The sequence below is a fragment of the Piscinibacter sp. HJYY11 genome (genome assembly GCF_016735515.1).
In the GTDB taxonomy this organism is placed as follows: domain Bacteria; phylum Pseudomonadota; class Gammaproteobacteria; order Burkholderiales; family Burkholderiaceae_C; genus Rhizobacter.
Genome location: NZ_JAERQZ010000001.1, coordinates 2,730,285 through 2,756,471, shown reverse-complemented (window position 1 = coordinate 2,756,471; position 26,187 = coordinate 2,730,285). Strand labels below are relative to the sequence as shown.

Sequence of the window (26,187 nt, the reverse complement as noted above, 5' to 3'; positions counted from 1 at the left end):
CAGGCGCGGCCTACATTCGCGTGCGCGGCCCTGCCTGGCCTTCGACGCGCCTCGTCCACGCCCATCACACCAACCAGGAGGCACACGACATGTCCCGACTCACCGCGCAAGACTTCCATCCCGAAGTCTTGAAGCTTTTCGACCAGTACGTGCACGGTGGCTTGAGCCGCCGCGGCTTCCTCGACGGCGCCTCGCGCTACGCCACCGCCGGTGCCTCCGCTGCCGGCCTGCTGGCCTCGCTCAGCCCCAACTTCGCCGCCGCGCAGCAGGTCGCGCCCACCGATGCGCGCATCAAGACGACCCGTGTCGAGATCCCGTCGCCGCAGGGCCACGGCACCGTGAAGGCCTACCTCGCGCAGCCGGCCAATGCCTCCGGCAAGCTGCCCACCGTGCTCGTGATCCACGAGAACCGCGGCTTGAACCCGCACATCGAAGACATCACCCGCCGCCTCGCGGTCGACGGCTTCATCGCGCTCGCCCCCGATGCGCTTGCCCCGCTGGGCGGCTACCCCGGTGACGAGGACAAAGCGCGCGAGCTCTTCCCCAAGCTCGACCAGGCCAAGACACGCGAAGACTTCCTCGTCGCCACCAGCTACCTGAAGGCGCTGCCGGCGGGCAACGGCAAGGTGGGCGCGGTGGGCTTCTGCTACGGCGGGGGCATCGTCAACTTCCTCGCGACGCGTGTGCCCGAGCTCGCGGCCGGCGTGCCCTTCTACGGCGTGCAGCCGCCGGCCGACCAGGTGCCGCGCATCAAGGCGCAGCTCTTGATCCAGTACGCAAGCAACGACGAGCGCATCAACGCCGGCTGGCCCGCGTATGAAGCCGCGCTGAAGGCGGCCGGCGTCCCCTACGAGGCGCACGTCTACCCGAACACGCAGCACGGCTTCAACAACGACACCACGCCGCGCTACGACGAGGCCGCCGCCAAGCTGGCGTGGCAGCGCACGGTCGCGTTCTTCAAGCGCACGCTGGCCTGAGGCTGCGGCGCAGGGCCACGGCCGTCCAGGTGGCGGCCGCCGCGTCCACCAGGCCGAAGGCGATCAACGCGGGCGGCGCCCCGGCCGCGAGCACGAGGCCGGTGAACACCACCAGCACGCCGAAGCGCGCCACCACGCTCGCCTGCATCAACGGCACGAACTCGTGCCGCGCTGCGACCAGGTAGTACGCGCCGATCACCAACGCGAGCAGGCCGGCCACACGCACCCACACCTCCTGCGGCGCGGCGATGCCGAAGGGCGCGAGCAGCGGCCCGGGCGCGACGAGCAGGCCGGGGCCCAGCACACACAGATAGAGACCGAAGGCCTGCAGGGAACGGGCGGCGGGTGACATGGTGGGCTCCTCGTCGGACTGGGGAGCTTCATTGCAGCGCGCGGTGCCGACGCGGGCCACGGGACAAGCGCCCCGAAGGCTGCGTGGATCTCGTCGCGGAGCGGGACCCGCGTCCCGCCCGTGCTTCAGCCTTGGCCGTGGCCCATCTCGCGGGCCCGCACGATGGCCTGCGGTCGGCCTTCGACGCCGAGCTTGGCGTACAGCTGCGAGAGCGCGTTGCGCACCGTCTTGTCGGCCACGCCGAGATGGGCGGCGATCTGCAGGTTGTCGAGACCTCGTGCGACCGCGTCGAGCAGCTCGCGTTCGCGGCGGGTGAACTGCGGGCCCGGACCGATGGACGACGACCCGCCGACGAACTCGGTGATGGCATCGCAGAAGCGTTCGAACGCCGCTTCGCCTGCCAGCGGAATGTGGTTGCGGCTGCGCAGCGGCTCGAAGCGCGCGCCGGCGATGGCCGCGGCCAGCTCGCGGCCGCGCTCCACCGGCACCATCGCCTCGCCGTCGCAATGCAGCACGAGCGTGGGGCAGCGCACCTGCGGCAGGAAGGGCCGCACGTCGAGCGCCGCGCGTGCATCGAGGATGGCCGCGGCCCGCGCGCCATCGCACGACAGGCGCTGCTGCTCGTTCAGCGCCGCCGCCTGCTCGGGCGTGGCCTCGGGCAGCAGCGTGCTGGTGAAGAACTGCTGCACCGCCGAATGGTGGCGGCCCCAGCCGAGCGCCATCAGCTGCAGCTGCGCACGGTGGTAGGCGAGGGCGTCGGCACTGGGCTCGCGGTGCAGCAGGCCGTGGGTGTAGCCGCCGTGCAATACCAGGTGGCTGACACGTTCGGGGTGGCGCGCCGCATACGCCACCGCCGCGGCGCACGAGCCCGACAGGCCCAGCACGGCCACGCGCGGGCTGCCGCAGGCGTCGACCACCGCGGCCAGTTCCTCGGTGGCCGCGGCGAGGCCGGGTGGTGTGTCGTCGCCCGACGACGAACCGCAGCCGCGTTCGTCGTAGCGCACCACCCGCAGCGAGCGGCCCAGGCGTGTGAGCCAGGGTTGCCACAGCGGCGACTGCGCATCGTGTTCCACATGCGTCATCCAGTGCGCGGCGCGCACCAGCGGCGGCTGGCCGGCCACGCTGCGGCCACTCTCGGCCCAGGCGATGCGTGCGCCCGAGGCCAGGGTGGCGAAGCGCAGTTCGCTGCGCAACGGAACGGGGTTCGCGGCCATGCGCCGGATCCTAGGGTGTGTCGGGGGCGGTGTCGACGCGCAGGCGGCCGCCGGGCTACTGGGCCACGTAGCGCCCGGGGCGGTGGTTGGTGGCGATCACGAGGTTGAGCACCACGGCGGCCGCCACCGAGAGGGCGACCCGGTCGAGCGGCACGGTGGCCAGCGCCGCGCACACGATCGCCGCGTCCATCGCCATCTGCACGTGCCCGGCCCGCCAGCCCTTCTTCTTCTGGGCGAGCAGCGCGAGGATGCCCAGGCCGCCCAGGCTCGCCTGGTGCCGGAACAGCACCAGGAAACCGTTGCCCATCAGCACGCCGCCGAGCAGCGCGGCCAGCCATGCGTCGAGCGAGGCCAGCACGAGGTGGCGCGGCAGCCAGTCGCTCATCACCGCCACGAGCACCACCGCCGCCAGCGTGCGCAGCGTGAAGCTCTTGCCCATGTGCCGCCACGCCAGCCAATAGAAGGGCAGGTTGATGACGAAGTAGGCGAGGCCGAACGACCAGCCGCCGAGGTAGTGCGCGAGGAAGGCGATGCCCGCGGTGCCGCCCGACAGCAGCCCGGCATGCTGGAAGAGCGTGACCGCCAGCGACACGAGCAGGGTGCCGATCAGCAGTGCCTGCAGGTCTTCCAGCGGCGTGTGCCGAAGCGTCGAGGGGTCGGGGTCTGCCATGGGGCGGATTCTCCACGCGTGTGGAAGTGGCATCGGCCTGGCCGCCAAAGCGATATCGATGCTCGATTTCGTTCGTAGGCAGCGTGCGGGCTGTTGGCTATCGTGCAGTCACCATGAAGATCCTCAGCATTTCAGGCAGTCCCTCACAACGCTCGCGCTCCGGCTGGCTGCTCGAGCTGGCGCAGGCCCGGCTCGAAAACGCGGCGCACGAGCGCCACCGTGTCTATGTGCGCGAGCTGCCGGCGCACGCGCTGGTGGCCGCCGATGCGTCGCACCCCGACGTGGCGGCGAGCGTCGCGCGTGTGGCCGAGGCCGACGTGCTGATCGTCTCCACGCCCATCTACAAGGCGGCCTACAGCGGCCTGCTCAAGCTCTGGCTCGACTTGCTGCCGCAGGACGCGCTGCGCGGCAAGACCGTGCTGCCGCTGGCCACCGGGGGCAGCATCGCCCACCTGCTGGCGGTCGACTACGCGCTGAAGCCGGTGCTCTCGGCCCTGGGCGCGCGCAACATCCTCGACGGTGTCTATGCCACCGATGCGCAGCTGCCCTCGCTGCCCGCGGGTAGCGCCACCGGGGGCTATGCGCCCGACGATGCCCTGCTGGAGCGGCTCGACCGCGCGCTGCAGCCGCTGCTCGCCGCCACCGACCGAATGCGCAGCGCCGAACCGGCGCGATGTTGACCGGCTGAGCCGGCCCCGGCTCGCGCAGACCTCCGCAGTTTCCAGTTTCCCGGTTGTCTCCTCGCCCTCGTGGGCGACTTCGGTGCCCGACGCCCCGTCGGGTCGGGCGCCCCTTTTCCTGACGAAAGCACACATCACATGAACTCGAATCACGCCCCATCGCGCCGCCGCTGGCTGCACCTCGTCACCGCCGGCCTGGCCGCGCTCGGCGCCACGCTCTCGCTCGGCGCACACGCGCAGACCGCGCCCAAGGAGCTGCGCATCGGCTTCCAGAAGTACGGCACGCTCACCATCCTCAAGGCCAAGGGCGACCTCGACAAGCGCCTCGCCGCGCAGGGCATCACCGTCAAGTGGACCGAGTTCCCCGCCGGCCCGCAGTTGCTCGAAGGCCTGAACGTCGGCTCGATCGACTTCGGCACCGTGGGCGAAGCGCCGCCGATCTTTGCGCAGGCGGCCGGTGCCGACCTCGTGTACGTGGCCAACCAGCCGCCCGCACCGGGTGGCGAAGCCATCATCGTGCCCAAGGACTCGGGGCTGAAGAACGTGGCCGAGCTCAAGGGCAAGAAGGTCGCGCTCAACAAGGGCTCCAACGTGCACTTCCTGCTGGTGAAGGCGCTCGAGAAGGCCGGCCTCAAGTACGGTGACGTGCAGGTCGTCTTCCTGCCGCCGGCCGATGCCCGCGCGGCCTTCGAGCGCGGCTCGGTCGACGCCTGGGTGATCTGGGATCCTTTCCTCGCCGCCGCCGAGAAGCAGCTCGGCGCACGCCAGCTCGCCGATGGCAAGGGCATCGTCGCCAACCACCAGTTCTACCTGGCCGCACGCCCCTACGCCGAGAAGCATCCGCAGGTGATCCAGGCCATCATCGACGAGCTGGCCAAGCTCGACCGCTGGGCCGCCACCAACCCGAAGGCCGTGGCCGAGCTGCTCGCGCCGCAGATCGGCCTCGATCCGTCGATCACCGAGGTGGCCGCCGGCCGCTTCGCCTACGGCATCGTGCCCATCAGCGCCCAGGTGGCCGCCGAGCAGCAGAAGATCGCCGACGTCTTCCATGAGCTGAAGCTCATCCCCAAGGCCATCCGCGTGAGCGACGCGCTGCCGCGCGGCGTGGCGGTGGCCAAGAGCAACTGAGCGCACGAAGGGAGACGCCCATGAGCACTCCGAACAGGCGCTCCGTCCTGGGTGGCATCCTCTCGGTGACGGCCGCGAGCTGGTGGCCCCAGGCCCGTGCCAGCAGCGCCCCGCTGCGCATCGGCTTCCAGAAGGGCTCGATCAACCTCACGATCACCCGGTCGCTGAAGCTGGTCGAGCAGCGACTGCCCGGCACGCCGGTGCAGTGGGTCGAGTTCCCCGCCGGCCCGCAGCTGCTGGAAGCGCTGGCGGTGGGCAGCATCGAGTTCGGCTCGGTCGGCGACTCGCCGCCCGTCTTTGCGCAGGCCGCCGGCAAGGACATCGTCTACGTCGGCGCCGAGCCCAGCAAGCCCGACACCTCGGCGCTGCTGGTGCGCGAAGGCTCGCCGCTCAAGTCGATCGCCGACCTTAGGGCCAAGCGCATCGCGCTGCAGAAGGGCTCGAGCGCGCACCACCTCCTGGTGCAGATCGTCAGGAAGGCCGGCCTCCAGTGGAGCGACATCCAGCCGATCTACCTGGCGCCGGCCGATGCCCGCGCGGCCTTCGAGCGCGGCTCGGTGGATGCGTGGTCGATCTGGGACCCGTACTACGCCGCCGCCGAGCTCGATGGCAAGGCGCGCCCGCTCGTCACGAGCCGCGGGCTCACGAGCAACAACTCCTTCTACCTCGCCTCGCGCGGCCTGGTGCAGCAGGAGGCGGTGCTGCGCCATCTCTTCGCCGCGCTCACCGAGGCCGACGTCTACGTCCACAGGAACCGCGCCGACACCGCGAAGCAGTACGCCGAGTTCTCCGGCCTCGGCCTCGCCACCGTGCTGCGCGTCCTGGAGCGGCGCCCGCGTTCGCCAGTCGGCCCGCTGACGCCGGCGCTTGTCGCCGAGCAGCAGAAGGTGGCCGACGCCTTCCACGAGCTGGGCCTGATCCCCAAGGCCATCCGCGTGGCCGACATCGTCTGGCAACCCGCCTGACACCCAGAACAACCCATCACGCCACAACCCCCACGAGCACGAGCCCATGAAGATCCTCTGGTTCATCCCCACCCACGGCGACAGCCGCTACCTCGGCACGAGCAAGGGCGCCCGCGCCGCCACCTTCGACTACTTCAAGCAGGTGGCCGTCGCCGCCGACACGCTGGGCTACGAAGGCGTGCTGCTGCCCACCGGCCGTTCCTGCGAAGACTCGTGGGTCACCGCCGCGAGCCTGATCGACGCGACCAAGCGCCTCAAGTTCCTGGTCGCGCTGCGGCCGGGCCTCGTTCAGCCCTCGCAATCGGCCCGCATGGCCGCGACGCTCGATCGCCTCTCGGGTGGCCGCCTGATCGTCAACCTGGTGACCGGTGGCGATGCGCAGGAGCTCGCCGGCGACGGCCAGTTCCTCAGCCACAAGGCCCGCTATGAAGAGAGTGCCGAGTTCCTGAAGATCTGGCGCGAGATCCTCGCGCGCAGCCACGACGGCGAAGAGCTCGACTTCGAAGGCCAGCACCTCAAGGTGCAGGGCGCCAAGCTGCTGTACCCGCCCATCAACAAGCCGTATCCGCAGGTCTTCTTCGGCGGCTCGTCGGAAGAGGCGCACGACCTCGCTGCCGAGCAGGTCGACACCTACCTCACCTGGGGCGAGCCGCCCGCCGCCGTGGCCGCGAAGGTGGCCGACGTGGGCGGGCGTGCCGCCAGGCACGGCCGCAAGCTCAGCTTCGGCATCCGCCTGCACGTGATCGTGCGCGAGACCGAAGAGGAAGCGTGGCGTGCCGCGGCCGAGCTCGTCTCGCACCTCGACGAGAGCGTGGTCGCTGCTGCGCAGGCCAAGTTCGCGCAGATGGACTCGGTGGGCCAGCGCCGCATGGCCGAGCTGCACAAGGGCAAGTTCAACAAGGCCAACATCCGCGAGGGCCTGGAGATCTCGCCCAACCTGTGGGCCGGCGTGGGCCTGGTGCGCGGCGGTGCCGGCACGGCCCTCGTGGGCAACCCCGAGCAGGTGGCCGAGCGCATCAAGGAGTACGCCGCGCTGGGCCTTGACTACTTCATCCTGAGCGGCTACCCGCACCTCGAGGAAGCGCACCGCTTCGCCGAGCTGGTGTTCCCGCTCCTGCCGCTGGACGTGCAGAACAAGCTGCCCGGCCGCACGCTCACCGGGCCGTTCGGCGAGATCGTCGCCAACACCTACGTGCCGAAGGTCTCGCAGAGCTGATGCCATGAGCCGCCCCAACACGTCTTCGTTCAGGCAGCGGGCGCTGCCCTGGCTGGTGCCGGTGCTGATCCTCGTGCTGTGGGAGCTGTCGTCGCGTGGCGGCTGGCTCTCCACGCGCGTGCTGCCCGAGCCGCTGTCGGTCATCACCGCCTTCTGGAAACTGCTCGCCTCGGGCGAGCTGATCCAGCACGTGGCGGTGAGCACCGGCCGTGCCCTCGCGGGCCTGGCCATCGGTGGCGGGCTCGGCCTCGTCCTCGGCCTCTTCACCGGCACCTTCCGCATCGGCGAGACGCTGCTCGACACCACGCTGCAGATGGTGCGCAACATCCCGGCGCTCGCGCTGATCCCGCTCGTCATCCTGTGGTTCGGCATCGACGAGAGCGCCAAGCTCTTCCTGGTGTCGGTGGGGGTCTTCTTCCCGATTTACCTCAACACCTTCCACGGCATCCGCTCGGTCGACAAGGGCCTGATCGAGATGGCGCGCAGCTACGGCTTGAGCGGCTGGCAGCTCTACCGCCAGGTGATCCTGCCCGGCGCGCTGCCCTCGGTGCTGGTGGGCCTGCGTTTCTCGCTGGGCCTGATGTGGGTGCTGCTCATCGTGGCCGAGACGATCTCGGCGCAGTCCGGCATCGGCTACCTCACGATGAATGCGCGCGAGTTCCTGCAGACCGACGTGGTGCTCGTGGGCATCCTGCTCTACGCCTTGCTCGGCAAGCTGGCCGACGTGCTGGCCAAGGCACTCGAGCGCTGGTGGCTGCGCTGGCACCCGGGCTACCAAGTGAAGGAGGCCTGAGATGGCCCGCACCGAAATCGCAAGCCCTGCGCTGCACCACGTGAAGACCACCTCGCGACCCCAGGGCCTCGCCCTCGCGGTGCGCGAGCTGCGCAAGGTCTACGGCGAGCGTGTCGTGCTCGACGGCGTGAACCTCGACGTCGCCCCCGGCGAATTCATCGCCATCGTCGGCCGCAGCGGCTGCGGCAAGAGCACGCTCTTGCGCCTGGTCGCCGCGCTCGAATCGGCGCAGGCCGGCACGCTCACGCTCGACGGCGAGCCGCTCGCGAAGCACCGCGACGACGTGCGCATCATGTTCCAGGACGCGCGCCTGCTGCCGTGGAAGCGCGTGCTCGACAACATCGCGCTCGGCCTCGAAGGCCCCGATGCGAAGGCGCGTGCGCTCGAGGCCCTGGCCGACGTGGGCCTGGCCGACCGCGCCCACGAATGGCCGGCGGTGCTCTCGGGCGGACAGCGCCAGCGTGTGGCGCTCGCCCGCGCGCTGGTGCACCGCCCGCGCCTGCTGCTGCTCGACGAGCCGCTGGGTGCGCTGGATGCACTGACCCGCATCGAGATGCACGGCCTGATCGAGCGCCTGTGGAAGGAGCATGGCTTCACCGCCATCCTCATCACGCACGACGTGTCGGAGGCCGTGGCGCTGGCCGACCGCGTGATCCTGATCGAAGACCACCACATCGCGCTCGACGAAGTCATTCCCCTCGCGCGCCCGCGCTCGCGTGGCAACGCCACGTTTGCGGCGCTCGAAGAGCGGGTGTTGCTGCGCGTGCTGCAGCAGCCTGCGGCCGAGCTGCCACCCGAAGCCGAGACCGCCGTGCCCTCGGGCTTCGGCGGCTGGCGCTTCGCACTCTGACCCTATTGTTTTTCTCTCCCACATCCCACGAGGACACCCATGAGCATCACCGCCATCAACGTGCGCAACCAGTTCCGCGGCAAGGTCAAGGAAATCATCGAAGGACCGGTCGTCTCGGAGATCGACGTCGAGACGCCGTCCGGCCTGGTCGTCACCTCGGTCATCACCACCCGCTCGGTCAAGGAGCTCAAGCTGGAAGTCGGCCGCGAGGTCATCGCGCTGGTCAAGTCGACCGAGGTCTCCATCGCTGCACTGTGATGCCGCTCTCTGAAGCCGCGGTGCCGCGCCTGCTGATCGTGCCCGGCCTGCACGACAGTGGGCCGGCGCACTGGCAGACCTGGCTGCACGCGCTGCACCCCGATGCGCTGCGCGTGCGCCAGGACGACTGGTCGGTGCCCGAGCTCGAGCGCTGGGCCGACCGCATCGGCGAGACGCTCGAAGGCGTGCGCGGCCCGGTGATCGCGGTGGCGCACAGCTTCGGCTGCCTGGCGCTCGCGCAGCTGCTGGGCTGGGGCGAGTCGCGCATTGCGGCGGCGCTGCTCGTCGCGCCGGCCGACCCGCAGCGCTTCGGCCTGCAGCAGCGGCTGCATGCTGCGCCGCTCGGCGCGCGCACCACGCTCATCGCCAGCGACACCGACCCGTGGATGAGCGCCGACGAGGCGCAACGCTGGGCCCGCCGATGGGGCAGCCATGTCCACAACCTCGGCGATGCCGGACACATCAACGCGGAGTCGGGCTTCGGCCCGTTGCCCCTCGCCGCCCAGTGGGTGCGGCGCCAGCGCCAGCAGCATTCGCGCGTCCACCGCGCCGAACACGCGTCGCTGGCTGAATGGTCTTTCGCGATCTAGTTGGAACAGACGCTGGCACGCTAGCTGCATTCATCGCGTTCACGAGAGTAGAAGCGTTCACCGCCCCGCGCTCGCGGCACCGCCACGGTGCTGCCTGAGCCGAAGCGGCCGGAAATTGCTCTCGAAGTGCCCTGTGCTGGTGCCCCCGCACCACGCAGGAGGTTCATCACTTCGAGAGTCGGAGCGCTTCCATGCTGACCACCCGCCAACCCGTCTTCCGCAAGCACTGGCATGCGGTGATGCCGCTCGCCCAGTTGGCCGAGGGGCCGCAGCCCTTCACGCTGCTGGGCGAAAACATCGTCCTCTTCCTCGATGAACGCGGCGAGCCCGCGGCACTGAAGGACCGCTGCTGCCACCGCACGGCCAAGCTCTCGAAAGGCCGCTGTGTCGAAGGCCGTCTCGAATGCGGCTACCACGGCTGGACCTACGACCGCAGCGGCCGTGTCGTGCGCATCCCGCAGTACGCCGACGACAAACCCATACCGCCTGACTACTGCACGCCGGCCTACCGCTGCACGGCACGCTACGGCTACGCCTGGGTGGCGCTCGAGGAGCCGATCGCCGACATCCCCGCCGTGCCCGAGTTCGGCGCGCCCGGCTGGCGCACCATCTTCCAGTTCTACGAGACCTGGAACACGAGCCCGATGCGGGCGCTGGAAAACAGCTTCGACAACTCGCACTTCAGCTTCGTGCACCGCGCCACCTTCGGCGTGGCCGCGCAACCGAAGCCAAGCAAGTACGAGCTGGTGGAGAACGCCGAAGGCTTCTACGCCGAGACGGTGATCCCCGCCGCCAACCCCGAGCGCTACCAGCGCATCAGCGGCGTGACCGACCCGGTGACCACGCGCCACATGCGCAACGCCTACTTCATGCCCTTCTCGCGGCGGCTCGACATCGAATACCCATCGGGCATCCGCCACATCATCATCAACTGCTTCACGCCCATCGACGACGGGCGCATCCAGTTGTGCCAGTGGCTCTTCCGCAACGACACGGAAGACGACTGCCCGGCGCAGATGCTGATCGACTTCGACGAAGAGATCACCCGCGAAGACAAGGACATCCTCGAGTCCACCGACCCCGATGCGGTGATCGACACGCGCCGGCGCGGCGTCGAGTACTCGATGGAAAGCGACCGCCCCGGCATGCTCATCCGCAAGAAGCTGATGGAGCACCTGGCCCGGCACGGCGAGCGCGAGATCCACCGCGGCAATGCGGACCAGCCGGCCGTCATCCCCATCCAGGCCGTCGCCTGAATTTCACTTTTCTCTGGAGCCCACCATGAAACGCCGTCAACTTCTGCAACTCGGCGCGGCCACTGCCGCCTTCGCCTCGCCTTTCGTCGTGCGCGCACAAGCGCCCGTCAAGCTGCGCTTCACGCTCGACTTCCGCATCAGCGGCCAGACCGCGCCCTTCCTCGTGGCGCTCTACAAGGGCTACTACACGGCCGAAGGGCTCGACGTCAGCATCGACGTCGGCAGCGGCTCGGTCGCCTCGATCACCCGCACCGCGAGCGGCGCCTACGACATGGGCTTCGGCGACGTGAGCTCGCTGATCGAGTTCAACGCCGCACAAACGGGTGCACAAGCCGGCGCGCCGCTGGTGCAGGCGGTCTACCAGTACTACAACCGCGCGCCCTTCGCGATCATCGGGCGCAAGGACCGCGGCATCACCGCCGACTTCAAGAGCCTGCAAGGCAAGCGCATCGCTGCCGCCGCGGTCGAGTCGACCAAGCGCTGCTGGCCCATGGCGGCCAAGCATGCCGGCGTGAAGCCGGAGGCCATCGAATGGGTGACGACCGACTTCAGCCAGCGTGACAACGTGGTGGTGCGCGGCGACGTCGACGGCGCGACCTACTTCCACGATTCGGCCGTCTCGCTCTTCCAGCGCATCAAGCCCGAGGACCTGTCGGTGCTGTCGTTCGCCAGCACCGGCCTCGCGGTGTACGGCAACGCCGTGCTGGCGTCGAGCAAGTTCATCGCCGAGCGGCCCTTGGCGGTGGCCGGTTTCCTGCGCGCGACCAACAAGGCGCTGCTCGAGACCGTCGCCAATCCTCAGGCGGCGATGGCCTACGTGAAGCAGCGCGAACCCATGGTCGACGAGAAGGTCGAGCTCGAGCGCTGGCGCATCACCCAGGGCTACGTGCTCGCCGCCGACACGCGCGAGCACGGCGTGGGCGACGTGAAGCGGGCGTTCGTCGAGGCCCAGGTCCACGAGGTGGCGCAGACCTTCGGCCTCAAGGCCAAGCCCGACCCGGCCACCGTCTACAACCTGGCGTTCCTGCCGCCCAAGGCCGAGCGCATGGTGAAGGCGTGAGCGCGCCGGACGAAGTGGCGCTCGGCGAACGCGATGCGCTGTACCTGCGGCGCGCCATCGGCCTCTCGGCGCTGGCGCGCGAGCGGGGCAACCGGCCGTTCGGCGCGGTGATCGTCGGGGCCGATGGCACCGTGCTGGCCGAAGCGACCAACCGCAACGGCGAGAGCGGCGACTGCACGGCCCACGCCGAGATGGGCGCGCTGCGCGAGGCCACGCCGCGTGTGCCACGCGCGACGCTCGCCACCGCCACGATGTATGCCTCGGGAGAGCCCTGCGTGATGTGCGCCGGCGGCATCTTCTGGTCGGGCATCGGGCGCGTGGTCTACGGCATCGACGCGGTGCGGCTGCGCGTCTTCCGAGGCGAGCTCGCCACGCAGCGTGACGCCGAGCTGTCGTGCCGCGACGTGTTCGCCGCTTCGCCGCACGCCATCGAGACCATCGGCCCGGCCCTGGTGGAGGAGGCCTCGCAGCCGCATCGCGGCGCCTGGCGCTGACCCCTCAGCGCCCTTTGCCTTCCCGCACCCGCTGCTGCGCCAGGGCGGGCAGTCCGAGGTTGCCTTCCTGATAGGCCACGTGCAGCCGGATGGCGCTGATGCGCCAGTGCGCGCCCCGCCGCGTCAGCGCAAAGGTGTAGCGGCCTGCCACCATCCAGACCGGCGGTGCTGCGCCTGCGATGTGGTGGTAGCCGCGCACGGCGGTGTGGGCCACGACCTCGGTGTCTCGCCGCTGCGCCACCACCGGCCCGACCAGGTGCTGGGTCGCCTCGAAACCCGGCACCAGCGCCTGCCAGCTCGCCATCAGCGCGTCGGCCCGCACGCGGCTCGGGCTGCCGCCTGAGAGTGCGGTGTAGTCCACGAGCACCTCGTCGGCGAAGGCCGCACGCACGCGCGCCCAGTCGCACTGGTCGATGGCGAGCAGCATGTTGGCGATGGCGTCCTGGATGTCCAAGCGGTCGGCCGCGCTCAGCCGTTGCCCGGCGGGCTGTCCGGTGGCGGGCGTGGCCGGGAGCATCAGGCAGGCCCCCATGGCGACGGCGGCCAGCGGTGCGAACAGTCGTTCACGCATGGCTGGCTTCTCCCTGTTGGAAATGTCGCGCCGCGATGGCCACCGCCTCGCGCACCACGGCGGGGTTGTCGTAGAAGTCGAACTGCGAGGCACCCTCCAGCCAGGTGATGGACTTCGGCCCTCTCAGCTTGTCATGGAAGCGCTGCGCACTCTCGGGCAGAGCGGCCTGCTGGCTGTGGACCAGGGCGACCGGGACGGTGATGCGCTCGGCCGACGGCGTCGGGTCGAAGGCCAGCCAGTCGGCCCAGGAGCGCAGTGCGAACTGGTTGGTCCACGCGGGCACGGCGCCGCGGGTGGCATCGAGGTAGTAGTCGAAGGGGCCGTGCATCGCCGCCGACGGGTCCGTCAGGCTGGCGGCGGGCGCATGGCTGGGGCCGGTGCCGGCCAGCGCCGCCTGGGCTGCGGCCAGCCGCGCCTGCACGCCCGGTTCGCCGCCGTAGATGGCGCGCACGGCCTGGGCGTCGTGCAGCCAGGGTGCCACCATCACCAGCGCTGCGAGCGGGGCCCCGTGGGCCACGGCCTGGGCCATGTAGCCTGCGCTGGCGCAGATGCTCAGGCCGCCGATGCGCTGGCCGTCGATGCCTGCCTGTCGCGCCAGCCAGTCCACGGCAGCATGGATGTCGGCTGCCTTCAGCGTGGGAGATTCATGCTGCCTCGGCTCGCCACCGCTTTCGCCGAAGTTGCGGAAGTCGAAACACAGGGCGGGCAGGCCGCGCGCCGCCAGTTGCGCGCAGTAGGTGCTGGCCATCTGTTCCTTGACGGTCAGCCACGAGCCGGTGACGACGACGGCCGGGGCCGGTGTGCCAGGGCGTGGTGGTGCCGCGGGTCGATGCAGATGGCCGACCAGCTCAGCGCCACCCGACCGAAAACGAACGGTCTCGACGAAAGCCTGTGACATGCGATCCTCCTGTGGAAAACGTGGTGGTGAGGCCTGCACGATGCAGCGGCACACGCCGGCGGTTGTGCGCGGTGGGGCCAATCGCGGCGGCCCCGGGACGAGCGGTGGCCGGCCGGGACGAACGGCGTGCTTCCCATCCGTCCGAGCCCTAGACTCGTCGCCCATGCCGCCGCAGCACGACAACTGGTTCGCCCGCTACCAGCCCTGGCGCCCCGTGGCCGAGCCAGCGTTCTGGGTGCTGGTGGTGCTCTTCCAGATGGTGACCAACAGCCTGGTGAGCTGGGCCGACCTGCGCAGCACCGAGCCGCAGGCGCCGTACTGGCGGCCCCTGGTGTGGGAACTCACCAGCAACCTGGTGTTGCTCGCGCTGTTGCCGGCCCTGGTGGCGATGTACCGGCGCTACCCGCTGCCGCATGCGCGCTGGCGCCGGCACCTGGTCGCGCACCTGCTGGGCTCGCTGGTCTTCTGCGCGGTGCACGTGGCCGCCATGGTCGCGCTGCGCAAGCTCGCGTATGCCGCGCTCGGCGATCAGTACGACCAGGGGCCGTGGCTTGCGATGCTGCGCTACGAGTACCTGAAGGATGCGCGCAGCTATGGGCTGTGCATGCTGGCGCTGTGGACCTACCAGCTGTTCCTGCTGCGCCTGCAGGGCGAAGCCCGTGTGTTGGATGCCCCCGAGCCGGCCCCCGGTGCGCCGGCTCCCGCCGTGCCCGAGCCGCCGCGGCCAGAGCGCTTCCTGGTGCGCAAGCTGCGCAGGGAATTTCTCGTCGCGGCCGGCGACATCGAGTGGCTGCAGGCGCAGGGCAACTATGTGGGCCTGCGTGTGAACGGCCACGACTACCTGCTGCGGTCTCCCCTGGCGGACGTCCTCGCGCAACTGGACCCTGCGCGCTTCGTGCGCGTCCACCGCAGTTGGGCCGTCAACCTCGACCACGTGCGTGAGATCGAGCCGCAGGACAGCGGCGATGCCCGCTTGCACATGCGCAGCGGCGGCACCGTGCCGTGCAGCCGGCGCTACCGGCAGGCGCTGGCGCCGCAGGCCTTGCGCTGACCCTTCCTGTGTGAGGGGTGCGGGAGGTCTTGGCAAGATGGGGCATGCCCATCGTGTCTGCCCTACGCCTGCTGTGCTGCGCCCTGGTCCTCTGCATCGCAGCTCCGGCCGGTGCTGCGGAGTTGCAGGTCGGCTCGAAACGCTTCACCGAGTCGTACATCCTCGGCGAGATCGTCGCGCAGACGGCGCAGCAGGCCGGCACGGCGGCGCAGCACCGCCAGGGGCTGGGCAACACCGCGGTGGTGTTCGAGGCGCTGAAGGCCGGCGCGATCGATGTCTATCCCGAGTACCTCGGCACCATCGCGGCCGAGATCCTTAAGCAGCCGCAGCTCAACAGCGAGGACGCGCTGCGCGCGGGGCTCGCGCAGCAGGGCCTCGGCGTCACCGGCACGCTCGGCTTCTCCAACGGCTACGCGCTGGCGATGACCGAAGCCGAGGCGCGGCGGCTGAACATCGCGCGACTCAGCGACCTCCAGGCGCACCCCGCCCTCGCGCTCGGGCTGTCGCACGAGTTCCTCGGCCGGCAGGACGGCTGGCCCGGCCTCGCCGCGCGCTACGGCCTGCCCCACAAACCGGTGGGCATCGACCACGGCATCGCCTACGAGGCGCTCGCGAGCGGCCGCATCGCCGCCACCGACATCTACACCACCGACGCCAAGATCGCGACGCTCGGCCTGCGCGTGCTCGACGACGACCTCGGCTTCTTCCCGCGCTACGACGCGGTGCTGCTCTACCGGCTCGACCTGCCGCAGCGCTTTCCCGCGGCGTGGCAGGCATTGAAGGCCCTCGAAGGCCGCATCGGCGTCGCACGCATGATCGAGATGAACGGCCAGGCCGAGCTGAAGGGCCAGCCGTTCGCCGAGGTGGCGCGGGGTTTCCTGGCACCCACTCAGGCAGCAGCCGCCCGCACCGGCCTGCTCGACCGCCTCTTCGCCGATGACCTCGGGCGCCTCACCGCGCAGCACCTGCTGCTCGTCGCCGTGGCGGTGCTCGCGGCCTGCATCGTCGGCATCCCGCTCGGCGCGGCAGCGGCGGCACTGCCGCGGGTCGAGCAGCCGGTGATGGCGGCGGTGGGCCTCCTGCAGACGGTGCCGTCGCTCGCGTTGCTGGCCATGCTGATCCCGCTGCTCGGGCGCATCGGCACCGTGCCGGCGCTGGTGGCGCTGGCGCTCTATGCGCTCTTGCCCATCGTGCGCAACACCGCGACCGGCCTGCAGCAGGTGCCGGCCGGCCTGCGCGAGGCCGGCACGGCGCTCGGCCTCACGGCCTCGCAGCGCTGGCGCAGCGTCGACCTGCCGCTCGCCGCGCCCGTGCTGCTCGCCGGCATCAAGACCGCGGCGGTGATCAGCGTGGGCACGGCGACCATCGCTGCCTTCATCGGCGCCGGCGGCTACGGCGAGCGCATCGTCACCGGCCTCGCGCTCAACGACCACACGACGCTGCTGGCCGGGGCCATCCCGGCGGCGGTGCTGGCGCTGGCCACGCAGGGGGTGTTCGAGCTGGCCGAGCGCGGGCTCAGGCGCAAGTAGGCGGTCTCAGCCCGCTTGTTCAGCCCTTCTGCCGCGGGGCGCTGCGCGACACTGCCGCCAGCAGTCTTGAGGTGTCGTCGTGCTGGGTGTCGTGAGCGCGTTGTATGCGCTGTTCGGGGTGGTCTTCGTGATCGGCTACGTGCCGCAGGTGCGGGCCGTGTGGAAGAGCCGCAATGGCGCGGCCGACGTGTCGCTGCCCACCTGGGGCCTGTGGTGCGCCTCGTCCACCGTGTCGCTGCTCTACGCGCACTTCGTCAGTGAAGACCCGAACTACACCTGGGTGTGCATCGGCAACGTGGCCGGCTGTTATGCGGTGACTTTCGTGACGGTGTTGCGGCGCTGGTCACATTTCCCTGATCCGGCCTGAGCTTTCCCCATGCCGGCCGCCAATCCGGCGGAATATTCTGCGCTTCCCTTGACCCCAGCGAGCCCGAGGAGAGCCTGATGAGCGACCCGCATGACCTGCAACGTTTTGTCGACGCCCAAGCGCCGGTGATGGCGCAAGTCGACGCGGAACTGAACGCCGGCGCGAAGACCAGCCACTGGATGTGGTTCGTCTTCCCGCAACTGAAAGCGCTGGGCCGAAGCGACATGGCGCGGCGCTACGGCATCGCCTCGCGCCAGGAGGCCGCGGCGTACTGGGCGCACCCGGTGCTCGGCCCGCGGCTCAAGCGCTCGGTGCAGCGTGTGCTGGCCGTGCCGCACAAGAGCGCCCACGAGATCTTCGGCTCGCCCGACGACCTGAAGTTCTGCTCCTGCCTCACGCTTTTCGAGACCGTCGCCCCGGGCGAGCCGGTCTGGTCGATGGCGCTCGACCGCTGGTACGGCGGATTGCGGGATCTACGTACACAGGCCCTGCTGGACGACGAGCCGGCCTGAGTCGGCGCGACAGCAACTCCTCACAAGCCGGCCGTATTGCCGGAAATGCGCAGAGATACATCTCGCTTTCCCACCCCCGCGCATGCCGACTCAGTAGCATGCTGGCCGTGCTCTGCGGAACTGCCGCCCTGAGCTGGTCGTTCTGCAATCGGCGCGTTCGTCGAGGGTGAACCATGCGAATAGCAATGTGTCTTCGGCGAGTGGTGTGGGGGTGGGCCGTGTGGGCTCTGCTCGTGCCGGGCCTCGCCTGTGCCGAGCCGCTCCGCCTGGCGGTCTCTCGCACGCCGTTGTCCTTGCCGCTCTACGTGGCCGAGGAGAAGGGCTACTTTTCCGCCGAGTCGGTCGAGGTCCAGCTGCAGGAATGCCTGGGCGGCCAGCGCTGCCTCGCCCAGATGCTCGAGGGCCGCGCCGACGTGGCGACCGTGGCCGACCTGCCGATGGCGCTCACCGCCTTCCGGCGCACCGACTTCGCCATCATCGCCTCCTTCGTGCATGCGAGCGAAGACCTCAAGATCATCATGCGCGGCCCCAAGGGCGGCGACGCGAGCCTCACCTCGCGCCGCATCGGCGTGCCCATCGGCTCGGCGGCGCAGTACTACCTCGACCTCTTCCTCATCGTCTCGGGCATCGACCCGCGCACGGTGCGCATCGTCGACCTGCGGCCCGAGCAGCTGGTCGAGAACCTCGTGTCGGGCAAGGTCGACGCCATCGCCTGCTGGGAGCCCTATGGCTACCAGGCGCTGAAGGCGCTCAACGGTGGCGGGCACGCCCTCTCGGCCTCGAACGGCTACATCCAGACCTTCAACCTCGCGGTGCAACGCCGCCTGGTCGGGGTGCAGGACGTGGCGTTCGAGCGCCTGCTGCGCGCGCTGCGCCGCGCCGAGCTCTTCATCCAGCAGGAGCCCGACGCGGCCAAGGCGATCCTGCGCCGCCGGCTCGCGATGGAGAGCGACTTCCTCGAGTTCTCGTGGCCGAGCTTCTCGTATCGCCTCGGGCTCGACCAGGCGCTCATCGCCACCATGGAAAGCCAGGCCCGCTGGGCCCTGAGGGAAGGGCAGATCGCGGGCAAGGCGCCGCCCAACTACCTGTCGCTCGTGCACGCCGCGCCCTTGCGCAAGGTGAAGCCGACCGCCGCCACGATCGGGCGATAGGGGGAAGGGGCGAACATGCGCATCCGCGTCCAGGTCATCGCTGCCGTCGCCACCTCGCTGGTGGCGGGCCTGGCCTCGCTCGCGGTGGTGATGGCGGCCGCGCGACAGAGCGATGCGGCGGGCGAGGCGCAGCGCCGCGCCCAGGTCACCGCGCACGAGGTGGCGGGCCTGCTCACGCTCACGCAGGAATACGCGCGCTACGCCGAGCCGCGTGCCGCCCAGCAGTGGCACCAGCGCCACGCCACCATCGCGAAGACGCTCGGCGAAGGCCGCTCGGGCGTGATCGACAGCATGGCGCTCACCGAGCTCCACTCGGTGGTGGGCGCGCTGCCGCCGCTCTTCTTCAAGCTCGAATCGCTGCCGCCCGGCGGTGAAGCATTCGCCGCCCGGCGCAAGGAGATGCTGGTCGACCAGCTGCTCACCAGCACGCAGGCGATGAGCGACTACGCCTACCAGTGGTTCCTCGACGCCTCGCAGGTGAAGGCCCAGGCCGACGAGCAGTTCCGGGCCGTCGCCTTCTTCGTGCCCGGCCTGCTGCTGGCCTTTCTCTGCGGCGTGGCGCTGCTGGTGCGCCAGCGCGTGCTGGTGCCGCTCACGCGCCTGGAGGCCGCCGCCCGCGCCCTCGGTGCGGGCGACATGGCCCACCGCATCGCCAGCACCGAGCGCAACGAGCTCGGCGACCTGGCGCGGCAGTTCGACGCGATGTCGGTCGCGCTGTCGGAGAGCCGCGAGCGGCTGCAGCGCTCCGAGCAGCAGCTGCGCGCCATCACCGACAACATGCCGGCGCTCATCGCCTATGTGAACCGCGACCAGCGCTACGAGTTCGCCAACCAGCGCTACCTCGACTGGTGGAACACCGACCCGGCGTCGATGCTGGGGCGGCACATGCGCGAGATGCTGACCCCCGAGATCTACGAGGGCAAGGTGCGCGAGCGCATCGAGGAGGCGCTCGCCGGCCAGCGCGTGCAGTGGACGAGCAGCTCCCGCCGCAGCGGCAGCGAGCGGCACTACCAGATCGACTACATCCCCGACGTCGCCCCCGACGGCAGCGTGCGCGGCTGCTACGCGATGATGGTCGACATCACCGAGCGCCACGAAGCCGAGCAGCGCGTGGCCGCGAGCGAGCAGCGCCTGCTGGACCTGCTCAACAGCATCCCCGCGATGGTGGGCTACTTCGACATGCAGGAGCGCTGCCTCTATGCGAACGACGCCGGCCTCAAGTCCAACGGCCTGGAGCGCTCGCAGATTCCCGGCCTCTCGATGCGCGCGGCGCTCGGCGATGCCAACTACGCGCAGCACGAGCCCTCCGTGCAGGAGGTGCTGCAGGGTCGGCGTGCGCGCTTCCAGGGCAAGCTGCCGTTCCAGGGCCGCACCGCGCATTTCCAGGCGCACCTGATCCCCGACCGGCTGGAAGGCGGCGCCCAGCGCGGCTTCTACCTGATGACCTTCGACATCACCGCGATGAAGGAGGCCCAGCTGGAGCAGGCCCGTGCGGAAGGCCGGCTGCGCGCCATCACCGACAACCTGCCGGTGCTCATTGCCTACATCGACCAGGACGAGCGCTACCGCTTCGCCAACCAGACGCTGCGCGAATGGATGGGCGTGGAGCCGGCCGCGGCGATCGGACGGCGCAAGGCCGAGGTGGTGACGGCCGCGCACTATGCGCAGGTGCAGCCCTTCCTGCAGCGGGCGCTGATGGGTGAGCGGGTCACGTTCGAAATCGAGTCCGAGCTGCTGGGCGTGAAGCGCAGCCTGCAGGGCACCTACCTGCCCGACATCCAGCCCGACGGCAGCGTGGCGGGCGTCTACGCGCTGAGCACCGACGTGTCGGCCATGAAGCAGGTGCAGCAGCGGCTGAGCGAGCTCGTCCGGATCGACACGCTCACCGGCCTGGCCAACCGCTACCAGTTCAACGAGGTGCTGCCGATGGCGCTGATGCGTGGCGAGCGTGCCGGCACCGGCACGGCGCTGATGTTCCTCGACGTCGACCGATTCAAGGAGATCAACGACACGCACGGCCACGTGGCCGGCGACGAGGTGCTCAGGCTCTTTGCCGACCGGCTGCGCCGCTGCGTGCGCATGACCGACACCGTGGCGCGTTTCGCCGGCGACGAGTTCGTGATCCTGCTCGAAGGCCTGCGCGGCGACGCGGAGCCCGAGCAGGTGGCCCAGAAGATCATCGCGTGCATGGAAGAGCCCGTGGCGTTGCAAGGCGGCGGGCGCATTGTCATCAGCACCAGCGTGGGCGTGGCCTATTGCGCGCCGGGGCGGGCGCAGCTGAGCGTCTCAGAGCTGCTGGCCCACGCCGACAAGGCGCTCTACGTGGCCAAGCGCGCCGGCCGCAACACCTACCGCTTCGCGCAGGAGGCGGCATGAGGTGGCAGGTGCGCATGCTGAGGCGTGGGCTGCTGGCGGTCGCGCTGGCGCTGACGATGGGGCTCGTGCAGGGCGCTGAGCCGCTGGTGGTGGCGGTGTCGCGCGGGCCGGTGTCGCTGCCGGTCTACGTGGCGCAGGCCAAGGGCTTCTTCGAGGCCGAAGGCCTCGCGCTGCGCTTTCGCGATTGCAGCAGCGGCCGCAGCTGCCTCGAGCTGATGATGCAGGAGCAGGCGGACGTGGCCACTGCCGCCGAGCTCGCGGTCACGCTGGCGAGCTTCAAGCGCAGCGACCTCGCCATCATCGGCTCGCTCAGCACCTCGTCGCACCAGATCAAGCTCGTCGCCCGCCGCAGCACCGGCGTGCAGGGCGCGGGCGACCTGAAGGGCCGCCGGGTGGCCTACGTCGAGGCCAGCTCGTCGCAGTATTTCCTCGACACCTGGATGACCTTCCACGGCATCGACCCACGCGACATGACCAAGGCGCCGATGGATCCCGACAAGATGGTCGAGGCCTTGCGTGCCGGGCGCATCGATGCGGTGGCGGTGTGGGAGCCGCATGCGTCGCGCGCGATCGAGGCGCTGGGCGCCGACGCGGTGGTGATGCCCAACCCGCGTGTCTACACGCAGCATTTCACCGTGGTCACCGACCGCCTGCGGCTGCAGGGCCGCGGCGCCGAGATGACGCGGCTGCTGCAGGCACTGGTGAAGGCCGAGCGCTTCATCGCCGACAAGCCGGCCGAGGCCTTGGCGGTGCTGCAGGCGCGGCTGCCGGATGCATCGGCCACCCACCTCAAGGAGCACGACTACCGCATCCGCCTCGACCAGTCGCTGATCAGCACGATGGAGGAGCAGGCGCGCTGGGCCATCCGCGAAGGGCTGGTCGAAGCGCGGCAGCGGCCCGCGAGCCTCTTGCACACCATCGAGCCCTCGCTGCTGCGCAAGTCGTTCCCGCGCGCGGTGAGCCTGGTGCAGTGAGCCGAGGCATGGAATCCACCCTCGGCATCGCCGTTTCCGCCCCGCCTGCCGACGAAGTCGAGCTGCGCCGCCTGCGGGCGCTGTCGTTCCTGTCCATCCTCGACACCCAGCCCGAGCCGGTGTTCGACACGCTGGTGCAGTCGGCCGCCACGCTGTGCGGCGCGCCGATGGCGATGCTGTCGTTCCTGGGTGCGCAGCGCGAGTGGGTCAAGTCGCAAACGGGGCTGGCCGGCTTGCGCGAGCTGCCGCGTGCCGCTTCGCTCTGCGAACGTGTGTTGCAGGGCCCGGGTGTGGTGGAGATCCCCGACGTCCGGCAGGACGCCCGCTCCGCAGAGAGCGGCCTCGCGCAGGCCGGTCTGCACATCGGCTTCTACGCAGGCGCACCGCTGGTGTTGCCGGGCGGCGAGACGGTCGGTTGCCTGTGCGTGCTCGACCGCAGCCCGCGCGTGCTCGAGCCCGCGCAGCGCGAGGCCCTGGCGGCGCTGGCGCGCGTGGCGGTGGCGAGCCTGCTCGACCGGGCCCGGCACCTGGCCGATGGCGACCGGCGCCACCACTGGCTGTACGAGGCCACGCCGGCGCTGCTGCATTCGATCGACGGCGAGGGCCGCATCATCGAGGTGAGCGATGCCTGGCTCGCCCACCTCGGCTACGAGCGCTCCGAGGTCGTGGGGCGCAAGTCGTCGGAATTCCTCACGCCCGCCTCGCAAGCGCGTGCGCGTGACGAGGTGCTGCCGGCCTTCTTTCGCAGCGGGCGCTGCGATGACATCGAATACGAATTCGTGCGCAAGGATGGGCGGGTGGTCGACATGCTGCTGTCGGCCACGCTCGAGCGCGACGACGCTGGCCAGCCACTGCGCTCGCTCGCGGTGCTGCAGGACATCACCGAGCGCAAGCGCCTCGCCGCCGAGCTGCAGCGCACGCTGGGCGACCTGAACGCCATCATCGACAACGTGCCCGCCACGCTCGGCTACTGGGACCGCAACGGCGTCACCCGCCTGGCCAACCGCGAGTTCCAGGCCTCGGTGGGCCTGCCGGTGCGGCAGATCGTCGGCCAGCGCCTGCAGGACATCTTCGACGTCGTCGACCCGGTGGCCTATGGCGTGATGGCGCCCTACATCGCGCGCGTGCTGGAAGGCCAGCGCCAGGAGTTCGAGCTGGCGATGCTCACCACCAGCGGCCTGCGCCAGCTGCGCGTGACGCTGGTGCCCGACCAGTCGGTGCAGGCGGGGCAGGTGTCGGGCTTCTACGGCCTCGGCTACGACATCACCGGGCGCAAGGCGCTGGAGCTGCGCCTGTCGGACAGCGAGATGCGCTACCGGGCGCTCTTCGACCACCTGGACCACGGCTTCGCGCTGCACGAGATCATCGTCGGCAGCGATGGCCGTGCACGCGGCTACAAGGTGCTGGCGATGAACGCGGTGTATGCCGAGCTGCTGGGCGTGAGCCGCGGCGAAGCCTTGGGCCGTGGCTCGACCGAGCTCGCACCCGACCTCGACGGCACGCGCGAGGGCTGGATCCAGCGCTTCGGCGAGGTCGCGCTCAAGGGCCTGGCCTACCGCGGCGAGCACCAGCTGGGCGGCGGCGAACGCTGGCTGGAGGTGGTGGCCTACCAGCCGACGGCCGGCCAGTTCGCGCTGCTCGTGCAGGACATCAGCGCACGCAAGGCCGCCGAGGCGCTGGTGCAGCGCCAGCAGGAGCGGCTCACGCATGCGCTCGACGAGAAGGAGACCTTGCTGAAGGAGGTCTACCACCGTGTGAAGAACAACCTGCAGGTCGTTCAGAGCCTGCTCGCGCTGCAGCGGCGCAGCGTGCCCGACGGGCCGGCGCGTGCGGCGCTCGACGACAGCGTGCAGCGCGTGCGCGCCATCGCGCTCGTGCACGAGAAGCTTTACCAGTCGGGCAGCCTCGCCTCGGTGTCGCTGCCCGAGTACACGCGTGACCTGTTGTTCCAGATCGGCGAGGTGGCCTGCCAACGGCACATCGCGGTGCGTGCCGACATCGAGGTGGCCCACGCCGGGCTCGACGGCGCCATCCCCTTCGGCCTGCTGGTGGCCGAACTCGTGGGCAATGCCTACAAGCATGGCTTCCGCGGCCGCAAGGAAGGCGAGGTGCACGTGGTGCTGCGGCCAGGGCCTGGCGGTGCGGAGCTCTCGGTCAGCGACGACGGCGTCGGCCTGCCTGAGGGTTTCGAGATCGACGGCCCGAGCCGCACGACCTCCAAGATGGGCCTGCAGCTGGCAGCCTCGCTCGCGCGCCAGCTGGGCGGCGAGCTGCAGGTGCATTCCGAACATGGCACGCGCTTCAGCGCGGTATTGAAGCGCCTTTGACGCAGAGGAGAAGAGTCCCCATGTCGCCATCGTCGATCTTGATCGTGGAAGACGAAGCGGTCGTCGCCCTCGACCTGAAGATGCAGCTCGAAGACCTGGGCTACACCGTCGTCGGCATTGCCGACGATGCCGAACAGGCCGTGGCGCTGGCCACGAAGCACCGGCCCTCTCTGGCGCTGATGGACATCCAGCTCAAGGGCTCGGTCGATGGCGTGGAGGTGGCGGCACAGCTGCGCCGGCAGATGGACCTGCCGGTCATCTTCCTCACCTCGTTCAGCGATGCGCAGACGGTGCGCCGCGCGGCCGGGACCGCGCCGTACGGCTACCTGACCAAGCCCTTCCAGATCAAGGAAGTGGCGGCCGGCGTGGAGGTGGCGCTGACCAAGGCGCAGATGGAGCGCGCCGAGCGCGGCACCGAACGATCGCTCGCGTTTGCCCTGCAATGCGTGACCGACGGCGTGGTGCTCACCAACGAGCAGCACCAGGTGCGCTTCATGAACCCGGCCGCCGAGCAGCTGACCGGCTGGGACCTGCGCGATGCGGTGGGCCGGAGCGTCGACGAGGTGGTGAGCATCAGCATCGCCGAGCAGGAGCTGCACTCGCTCGGCCACCTCGCGCCGGCCGAGGAGGTGTCGACGCAGCAGCGTGTGGCGATGGCCAACGCGATGACGCTGCACCGGCGCGACGGCAGCGCGCTGCACATCGACGAATGGACGGGCCCGATCCGCGATGCGCAGGGCCAGAAGACCGGCGGCATCGTGCTGCTGCGCAACGCCTCGCACCGGCTCGTGCAGGAGCAGCGGCTGCTGGAGGCGCAGGACCGTTTCCGCTCGGCCTTCGACTTTGCGCCCATCGGCATGGCGCTGGTCTCGCTGGACCGGCGCGTGCTGCTCGCCAACGAAGCGTTTGCGCGCATGGTGGGGCACGAGGTGTCGGCGCTGATCGGCATGTCGAGCGACAGCCTCACGCTCGCCGAGGACCTGCCCTTTGAAGAGGAGCGGCTGCAGGAGCTGGTGCTCGGCCACGAGCCGATGGTGCAGTTCGAGAAGCGCTACCTGCATGCCGACGGCACGGCGATGGACGGCTCGCCGGTGCTGGTGGTGGTGACGGTGGTGCGTGAAGACGAGGAGCTGGTGTGCTTCCTCTACCAGGTGCACGATCAGCAGGCGCAGCGCGAGATCGCCGGCAAGGCGGCCGAGCTGGCCGTCGAGCGCATGCGACGCCAGGCAAGCGATGCGCAGAACCGCGCCACCCGCGATGTGCTGGCGCGTGTGACGCACGAGATGCGCACGCCGCTCAACGCGGTGCTCGGCTATGGGGAGCTGATGAAGGTCATGTCGATGGGCAGCAGCGCCCAGCTGCATGGGTATGCCGAGCAGGTGGTGAGCGCCGGGCGGCACATGCTGTCGCTGGTGCGCGAAGTGCTGGAGGCGCCGCCCGGCTACACCAAGGGCCTCGCGGTGCCGCTGGAGCCCGTGGGCCTGCACGACGCGATCGACGAAGCGATCGGCCTGCTGAAGCCGAGCGCGCAGGCGCACCACCTCTGGCTCGACAACCGCGTGCGCCCCGAGGTGCGCGTGATGGCCGACCCGCTGCGGCTACGCCAGGCGCTGCTCAACGTGGGCTCCAACGCCATCAAGTACAACAAGCCGCAGGGCTTCGTGCGCTGGGCGCTCGAGCCGTCTGACGCAGGGCGCGTGAAGTTCTCGGTCGTCGACGAAGGCGTGGGCATGACGCCCGACCAGCTGGAGCGGCTGTACCAGCCCTACGAACGACTGGGCCAGGAGCACTCGAACATCGTCGGCACGGGGCTTGGCCTCGTGGTCACGCGCGGGCTGGTGGAGCGCATGGGCGGCTCGATCGAGATCACGAGCGAGCCGCGGGGCGGGACGCGCGTCGAGGTGGAGTTCGACGCGGCACCCTGATCG

The 26,187-nt window shown here is 70.2% G+C and carries 26 protein-coding genes; 21 read left to right on the top strand and 5 right to left on the bottom strand.

Annotated features, from left to right (window positions below; translation table 11 throughout):
• The first annotated feature begins 89 nt into the window (after positions 1-89).
• Positions 90-977, top strand: a complete 888-nt coding sequence (locus JI745_RS12735; protein ID WP_201807001.1) for a dienelactone hydrolase family protein — start codon at positions 90-92, stop codon at positions 975-977.
• Here the strand turns inward: JI745_RS12735 and JI745_RS12730 are convergent.
• The 3 genes from JI745_RS12730 to JI745_RS12720 all read right to left on the bottom strand — a co-directional run bounded on the left by JI745_RS12730 (position 958) and on the right by JI745_RS12720 (position 3,213).
• Complete coding sequence (locus JI745_RS12730; protein WP_201806998.1) at positions 958-1,329, bottom strand: hypothetical protein; 372 nt, start codon at positions 1,327-1,329, stop codon at positions 958-960. The two genes, JI745_RS12735 and JI745_RS12730, sit on opposite strands and share 20 nt — an antisense overlap.
• 125 nt (positions 1,330-1,454) lie before the next feature.
• Complete coding sequence (locus JI745_RS12725; protein ID WP_201806996.1) at positions 1,455-2,543, bottom strand: alpha/beta fold hydrolase; 1,089 nt, start codon at positions 2,541-2,543, stop codon at positions 1,455-1,457.
• Between the two features lie 55 nt (positions 2,544-2,598).
• On the bottom strand, positions 2,599-3,213 hold the full coding sequence (locus tag JI745_RS12720) for a YitT family protein (protein WP_201806995.1): 615 nt from the start codon (positions 3,211-3,213) through the stop codon (positions 2,599-2,601).
• 113 nt (positions 3,214-3,326) lie between these two features.
• On the opposite strand from JI745_RS12720, the gene ssuE reads away from it, so the two are divergent.
• The 11 genes from ssuE to JI745_RS12665 all read left to right on the top strand — a co-directional run bounded on the left by ssuE (position 3,327) and on the right by JI745_RS12665 (position 12,503).
• Positions 3,327-3,893: an NADPH-dependent FMN reductase gene (ssuE, locus tag JI745_RS12715; RefSeq protein ID WP_201806993.1), complete on the top strand. Its 567-nt coding sequence runs from the start codon at positions 3,327-3,329 to the stop codon at positions 3,891-3,893.
• A gap of 138 nt (positions 3,894-4,031) precedes the next feature.
• Positions 4,032-5,021, top strand: coding sequence for a sulfonate ABC transporter substrate-binding protein (locus tag JI745_RS12710; protein WP_201806981.1), 990 nt, complete (start codon positions 4,032-4,034; stop codon positions 5,019-5,021).
• 20 nt (positions 5,022-5,041) lie between these two features.
• A complete protein-coding gene (locus JI745_RS12705) occupies positions 5,042-5,986 on the top strand; it encodes an aliphatic sulfonate ABC transporter substrate-binding protein (RefSeq protein ID WP_201806969.1) in 945 nt (314 codons plus the stop codon).
• Between the two features lie 46 nt (positions 5,987-6,032).
• The gene (gene ssuD, locus JI745_RS12700; RefSeq protein ID WP_201806966.1) at positions 6,033-7,202 is read left to right on the top strand and encodes an FMNH2-dependent alkanesulfonate monooxygenase; all 1,170 of its coding nucleotides are present in this window, start codon (positions 6,033-6,035) and stop codon (positions 7,200-7,202) included.
• A 4-nt stretch (positions 7,203-7,206) separates the two neighbouring features.
• Positions 7,207-7,995 (top strand): aliphatic sulfonate ABC transporter permease SsuC, encoded by a 789-nt coding sequence (gene ssuC / locus JI745_RS12695; RefSeq protein WP_201806964.1) that lies wholly within the window; start codon positions 7,207-7,209, stop codon positions 7,993-7,995.
• A 1-nt stretch (position 7,996) separates the two neighbouring features.
• The gene (locus JI745_RS12690; protein ID WP_201806961.1) at positions 7,997-8,845 is read left to right on the top strand and encodes an ATP-binding cassette domain-containing protein; all 849 of its coding nucleotides are present in this window, start codon (positions 7,997-7,999) and stop codon (positions 8,843-8,845) included.
• A 39-nt stretch (positions 8,846-8,884) separates the two neighbouring features.
• On the top strand, positions 8,885-9,103 hold the full coding sequence (locus JI745_RS12685) for a molybdopterin-binding protein (protein WP_201806949.1): 219 nt from the start codon (positions 8,885-8,887) through the stop codon (positions 9,101-9,103).
• Positions 9,103-9,693 (top strand): alpha/beta hydrolase, encoded by a 591-nt coding sequence (locus JI745_RS12680; protein ID WP_201806947.1) that lies wholly within the window; start codon positions 9,103-9,105, stop codon positions 9,691-9,693. Before JI745_RS12685 ends, JI745_RS12680 begins: the two co-directional genes overlap by 1 nt.
• Positions 9,694-9,884: 191 nt before the next feature.
• Positions 9,885-10,949 (top strand): aromatic ring-hydroxylating dioxygenase subunit alpha, encoded by a 1,065-nt coding sequence (locus JI745_RS12675; protein ID WP_201806945.1) that lies wholly within the window; start codon positions 9,885-9,887, stop codon positions 10,947-10,949.
• Positions 10,950-10,974: 25 nt separating this feature from the next.
• A complete protein-coding gene (locus tag JI745_RS12670; protein ID WP_201806943.1) occupies positions 10,975-12,009 on the top strand; it encodes an ABC transporter substrate-binding protein in 1,035 nt (344 codons plus the stop codon).
• Positions 12,006-12,503 carry a nucleoside deaminase gene (locus JI745_RS12665; protein WP_201806931.1) on the top strand — a complete coding sequence of 166 codons (498 nt, stop codon included), beginning with the start codon at positions 12,006-12,008 and terminating at the stop codon, positions 12,501-12,503. Before JI745_RS12670 ends, JI745_RS12665 begins: the two co-directional genes overlap by 4 nt.
• A 4-nt stretch (positions 12,504-12,507) precedes the next feature.
• Here the strand turns inward: JI745_RS12665 and JI745_RS12660 are convergent, their stop codons facing one another.
• Together JI745_RS12660 and JI745_RS12655 are read right to left on the bottom strand one after the other, a co-directional pair.
• Positions 12,508-13,074 (bottom strand): nuclear transport factor 2 family protein, encoded by a 567-nt coding sequence (locus JI745_RS12660; RefSeq protein ID WP_201806915.1) that lies wholly within the window; start codon positions 13,072-13,074, stop codon positions 12,508-12,510.
• On the bottom strand, positions 13,067-13,972 hold the full coding sequence (locus tag JI745_RS12655) for an alpha/beta hydrolase (protein ID WP_201806913.1): 906 nt from the start codon (positions 13,970-13,972) through the stop codon (positions 13,067-13,069). The genes JI745_RS12660 and JI745_RS12655 overlap by 8 nt, the downstream gene beginning before the upstream one ends.
• A 163-nt stretch (positions 13,973-14,135) precedes the next feature.
• Here JI745_RS12655 and JI745_RS12650 point away from each other — a divergent pair, with 163 nt between their 5' ends.
• The 9 genes from JI745_RS12650 (at position 14,136) to JI745_RS12610 (ending at position 26,184) form a co-directional block, all read left to right on the top strand.
• Positions 14,136-15,023 (top strand): LytTR family DNA-binding domain-containing protein, encoded by an 888-nt coding sequence (locus JI745_RS12650; protein ID WP_201806911.1) that lies wholly within the window; start codon positions 14,136-14,138, stop codon positions 15,021-15,023.
• A 44-nt stretch (positions 15,024-15,067) separates the two neighbouring features.
• Positions 15,068-16,552, top strand: a complete 1,485-nt coding sequence (locus JI745_RS12645; RefSeq protein ID WP_201806909.1) for a glycine betaine ABC transporter substrate-binding protein — start codon at positions 15,068-15,070, stop codon at positions 16,550-16,552.
• Between the two features lie 91 nt (positions 16,553-16,643).
• On the top strand, positions 16,644-16,919 hold the full coding sequence (locus JI745_RS12640; RefSeq protein WP_201806908.1) for a hypothetical protein: 276 nt from the start codon (positions 16,644-16,646) through the stop codon (positions 16,917-16,919).
• Positions 16,920-16,996: 77 nt separating this feature from the next.
• On the top strand, positions 16,997-17,431 hold the full coding sequence (locus JI745_RS12635; protein ID WP_201806905.1) for a DUF1810 domain-containing protein: 435 nt from the start codon (positions 16,997-16,999) through the stop codon (positions 17,429-17,431).
• 218 nt (positions 17,432-17,649) lie between these two features.
• Complete coding sequence (locus JI745_RS12630) at positions 17,650-18,582, top strand: ABC transporter substrate-binding protein (RefSeq protein WP_201806902.1); 933 nt, start codon at positions 17,650-17,652, stop codon at positions 18,580-18,582.
• 15 nt (positions 18,583-18,597) lie between these two features.
• Entirely contained in the window at positions 18,598-20,958 is a 2,361-nt protein-coding gene (locus JI745_RS12625) for a PAS domain-containing protein (protein WP_201806899.1), read from the top strand.
• A complete protein-coding gene (locus JI745_RS12620; RefSeq protein ID WP_201806896.1) occupies positions 20,955-21,932 on the top strand; it encodes an ABC transporter substrate-binding protein in 978 nt (325 codons plus the stop codon). Before JI745_RS12625 ends, JI745_RS12620 begins: the two co-directional genes overlap by 4 nt.
• 8 nt (positions 21,933-21,940) lie before the next feature.
• The gene (locus tag JI745_RS12615; protein ID WP_201806893.1) at positions 21,941-24,259 is read left to right on the top strand and encodes a PAS domain S-box protein; all 2,319 of its coding nucleotides are present in this window, start codon (positions 21,941-21,943) and stop codon (positions 24,257-24,259) included.
• Positions 24,260-24,279: 20 nt separating this feature from the next.
• Positions 24,280-26,184 carry a PAS domain S-box protein gene (locus tag JI745_RS12610; protein ID WP_201806890.1) on the top strand — a complete coding sequence of 635 codons (1,905 nt, stop codon included), beginning with the start codon at positions 24,280-24,282 and terminating at the stop codon, positions 26,182-26,184.
• Positions 26,185-26,187: the final 3 nt, after the last annotated feature.

What these genes read in the sequence shown, in the direction of transcription:
- JI745_RS12620 (WP_201806896.1), top strand. Translation starts at nt 20,955, where the DNA reads ATGAGGTGGCAGGTGCGCATGCTGAGGCGTGGGCTGCTGGCGGTCGCG.
- JI745_RS12670 (WP_201806943.1), top strand. Translation starts at nt 10,975, where the DNA reads ATGAAACGCCGTCAACTTCTGCAACTCGGCGCGGCCACTGCCGCCTTC.
- JI745_RS12730 (WP_201806998.1), bottom strand. Translation starts at nt 1,329, where the DNA reads ATGTCACCCGCCGCCCGTTCCCTGCAGGCCTTCGGTCTCTATCTGTGT.
- ssuD (WP_201806966.1), top strand. Translation starts at nt 6,033, where the DNA reads ATGAAGATCCTCTGGTTCATCCCCACCCACGGCGACAGCCGCTACCTC.
- JI745_RS12610 (WP_201806890.1), top strand. Translation starts at nt 24,280, where the DNA reads ATGTCGCCATCGTCGATCTTGATCGTGGAAGACGAAGCGGTCGTCGCC.
- JI745_RS12635 (WP_201806905.1), top strand. Translation starts at nt 16,997, where the DNA reads ATGAGCGACCCGCATGACCTGCAACGTTTTGTCGACGCCCAAGCGCCG.
- JI745_RS12690 (WP_201806961.1), top strand. Translation starts at nt 7,997, where the DNA reads ATGGCCCGCACCGAAATCGCAAGCCCTGCGCTGCACCACGTGAAGACC.
- ssuC (WP_201806964.1), top strand. Translation starts at nt 7,207, where the DNA reads ATGAGCCGCCCCAACACGTCTTCGTTCAGGCAGCGGGCGCTGCCCTGG.
- JI745_RS12685 (WP_201806949.1), top strand. Translation starts at nt 8,885, where the DNA reads ATGAGCATCACCGCCATCAACGTGCGCAACCAGTTCCGCGGCAAGGTC.
- JI745_RS12735 (WP_201807001.1), top strand. Translation starts at nt 90, where the DNA reads ATGTCCCGACTCACCGCGCAAGACTTCCATCCCGAAGTCTTGAAGCTT.
- JI745_RS12705 (WP_201806969.1), top strand. Translation starts at nt 5,042, where the DNA reads ATGAGCACTCCGAACAGGCGCTCCGTCCTGGGTGGCATCCTCTCGGTG.
- JI745_RS12725 (WP_201806996.1), bottom strand. Translation starts at nt 2,543, where the DNA reads ATGGCCGCGAACCCCGTTCCGTTGCGCAGCGAACTGCGCTTCGCCACC.
- JI745_RS12650 (WP_201806911.1), top strand. Translation starts at nt 14,136, where the DNA reads ATGCCGCCGCAGCACGACAACTGGTTCGCCCGCTACCAGCCCTGGCGC.
- JI745_RS12625 (WP_201806899.1), top strand. Translation starts at nt 18,598, where the DNA reads ATGCGCATCCGCGTCCAGGTCATCGCTGCCGTCGCCACCTCGCTGGTG.
- JI745_RS12720 (WP_201806995.1), bottom strand. Translation starts at nt 3,213, where the DNA reads ATGGCAGACCCCGACCCCTCGACGCTTCGGCACACGCCGCTGGAAGAC.
- JI745_RS12680 (WP_201806947.1), top strand. Translation starts at nt 9,103, where the DNA reads ATGCCGCTCTCTGAAGCCGCGGTGCCGCGCCTGCTGATCGTGCCCGGC.
- JI745_RS12615 (WP_201806893.1), top strand. Translation starts at nt 21,941, where the DNA reads ATGGAATCCACCCTCGGCATCGCCGTTTCCGCCCCGCCTGCCGACGAA.
- JI745_RS12710 (WP_201806981.1), top strand. Translation starts at nt 4,032, where the DNA reads ATGAACTCGAATCACGCCCCATCGCGCCGCCGCTGGCTGCACCTCGTC.
- JI745_RS12675 (WP_201806945.1), top strand. Translation starts at nt 9,885, where the DNA reads ATGCTGACCACCCGCCAACCCGTCTTCCGCAAGCACTGGCATGCGGTG.
- JI745_RS12655 (WP_201806913.1), bottom strand. Translation starts at nt 13,972, where the DNA reads ATGTCACAGGCTTTCGTCGAGACCGTTCGTTTTCGGTCGGGTGGCGCT.
- ssuE (WP_201806993.1), top strand. Translation starts at nt 3,327, where the DNA reads ATGAAGATCCTCAGCATTTCAGGCAGTCCCTCACAACGCTCGCGCTCC.
- JI745_RS12645 (WP_201806909.1), top strand. Translation starts at nt 15,068, where the DNA reads ATGCCCATCGTGTCTGCCCTACGCCTGCTGTGCTGCGCCCTGGTCCTC.
- JI745_RS12660 (WP_201806915.1), bottom strand. Translation starts at nt 13,074, where the DNA reads ATGCGTGAACGACTGTTCGCACCGCTGGCCGCCGTCGCCATGGGGGCC.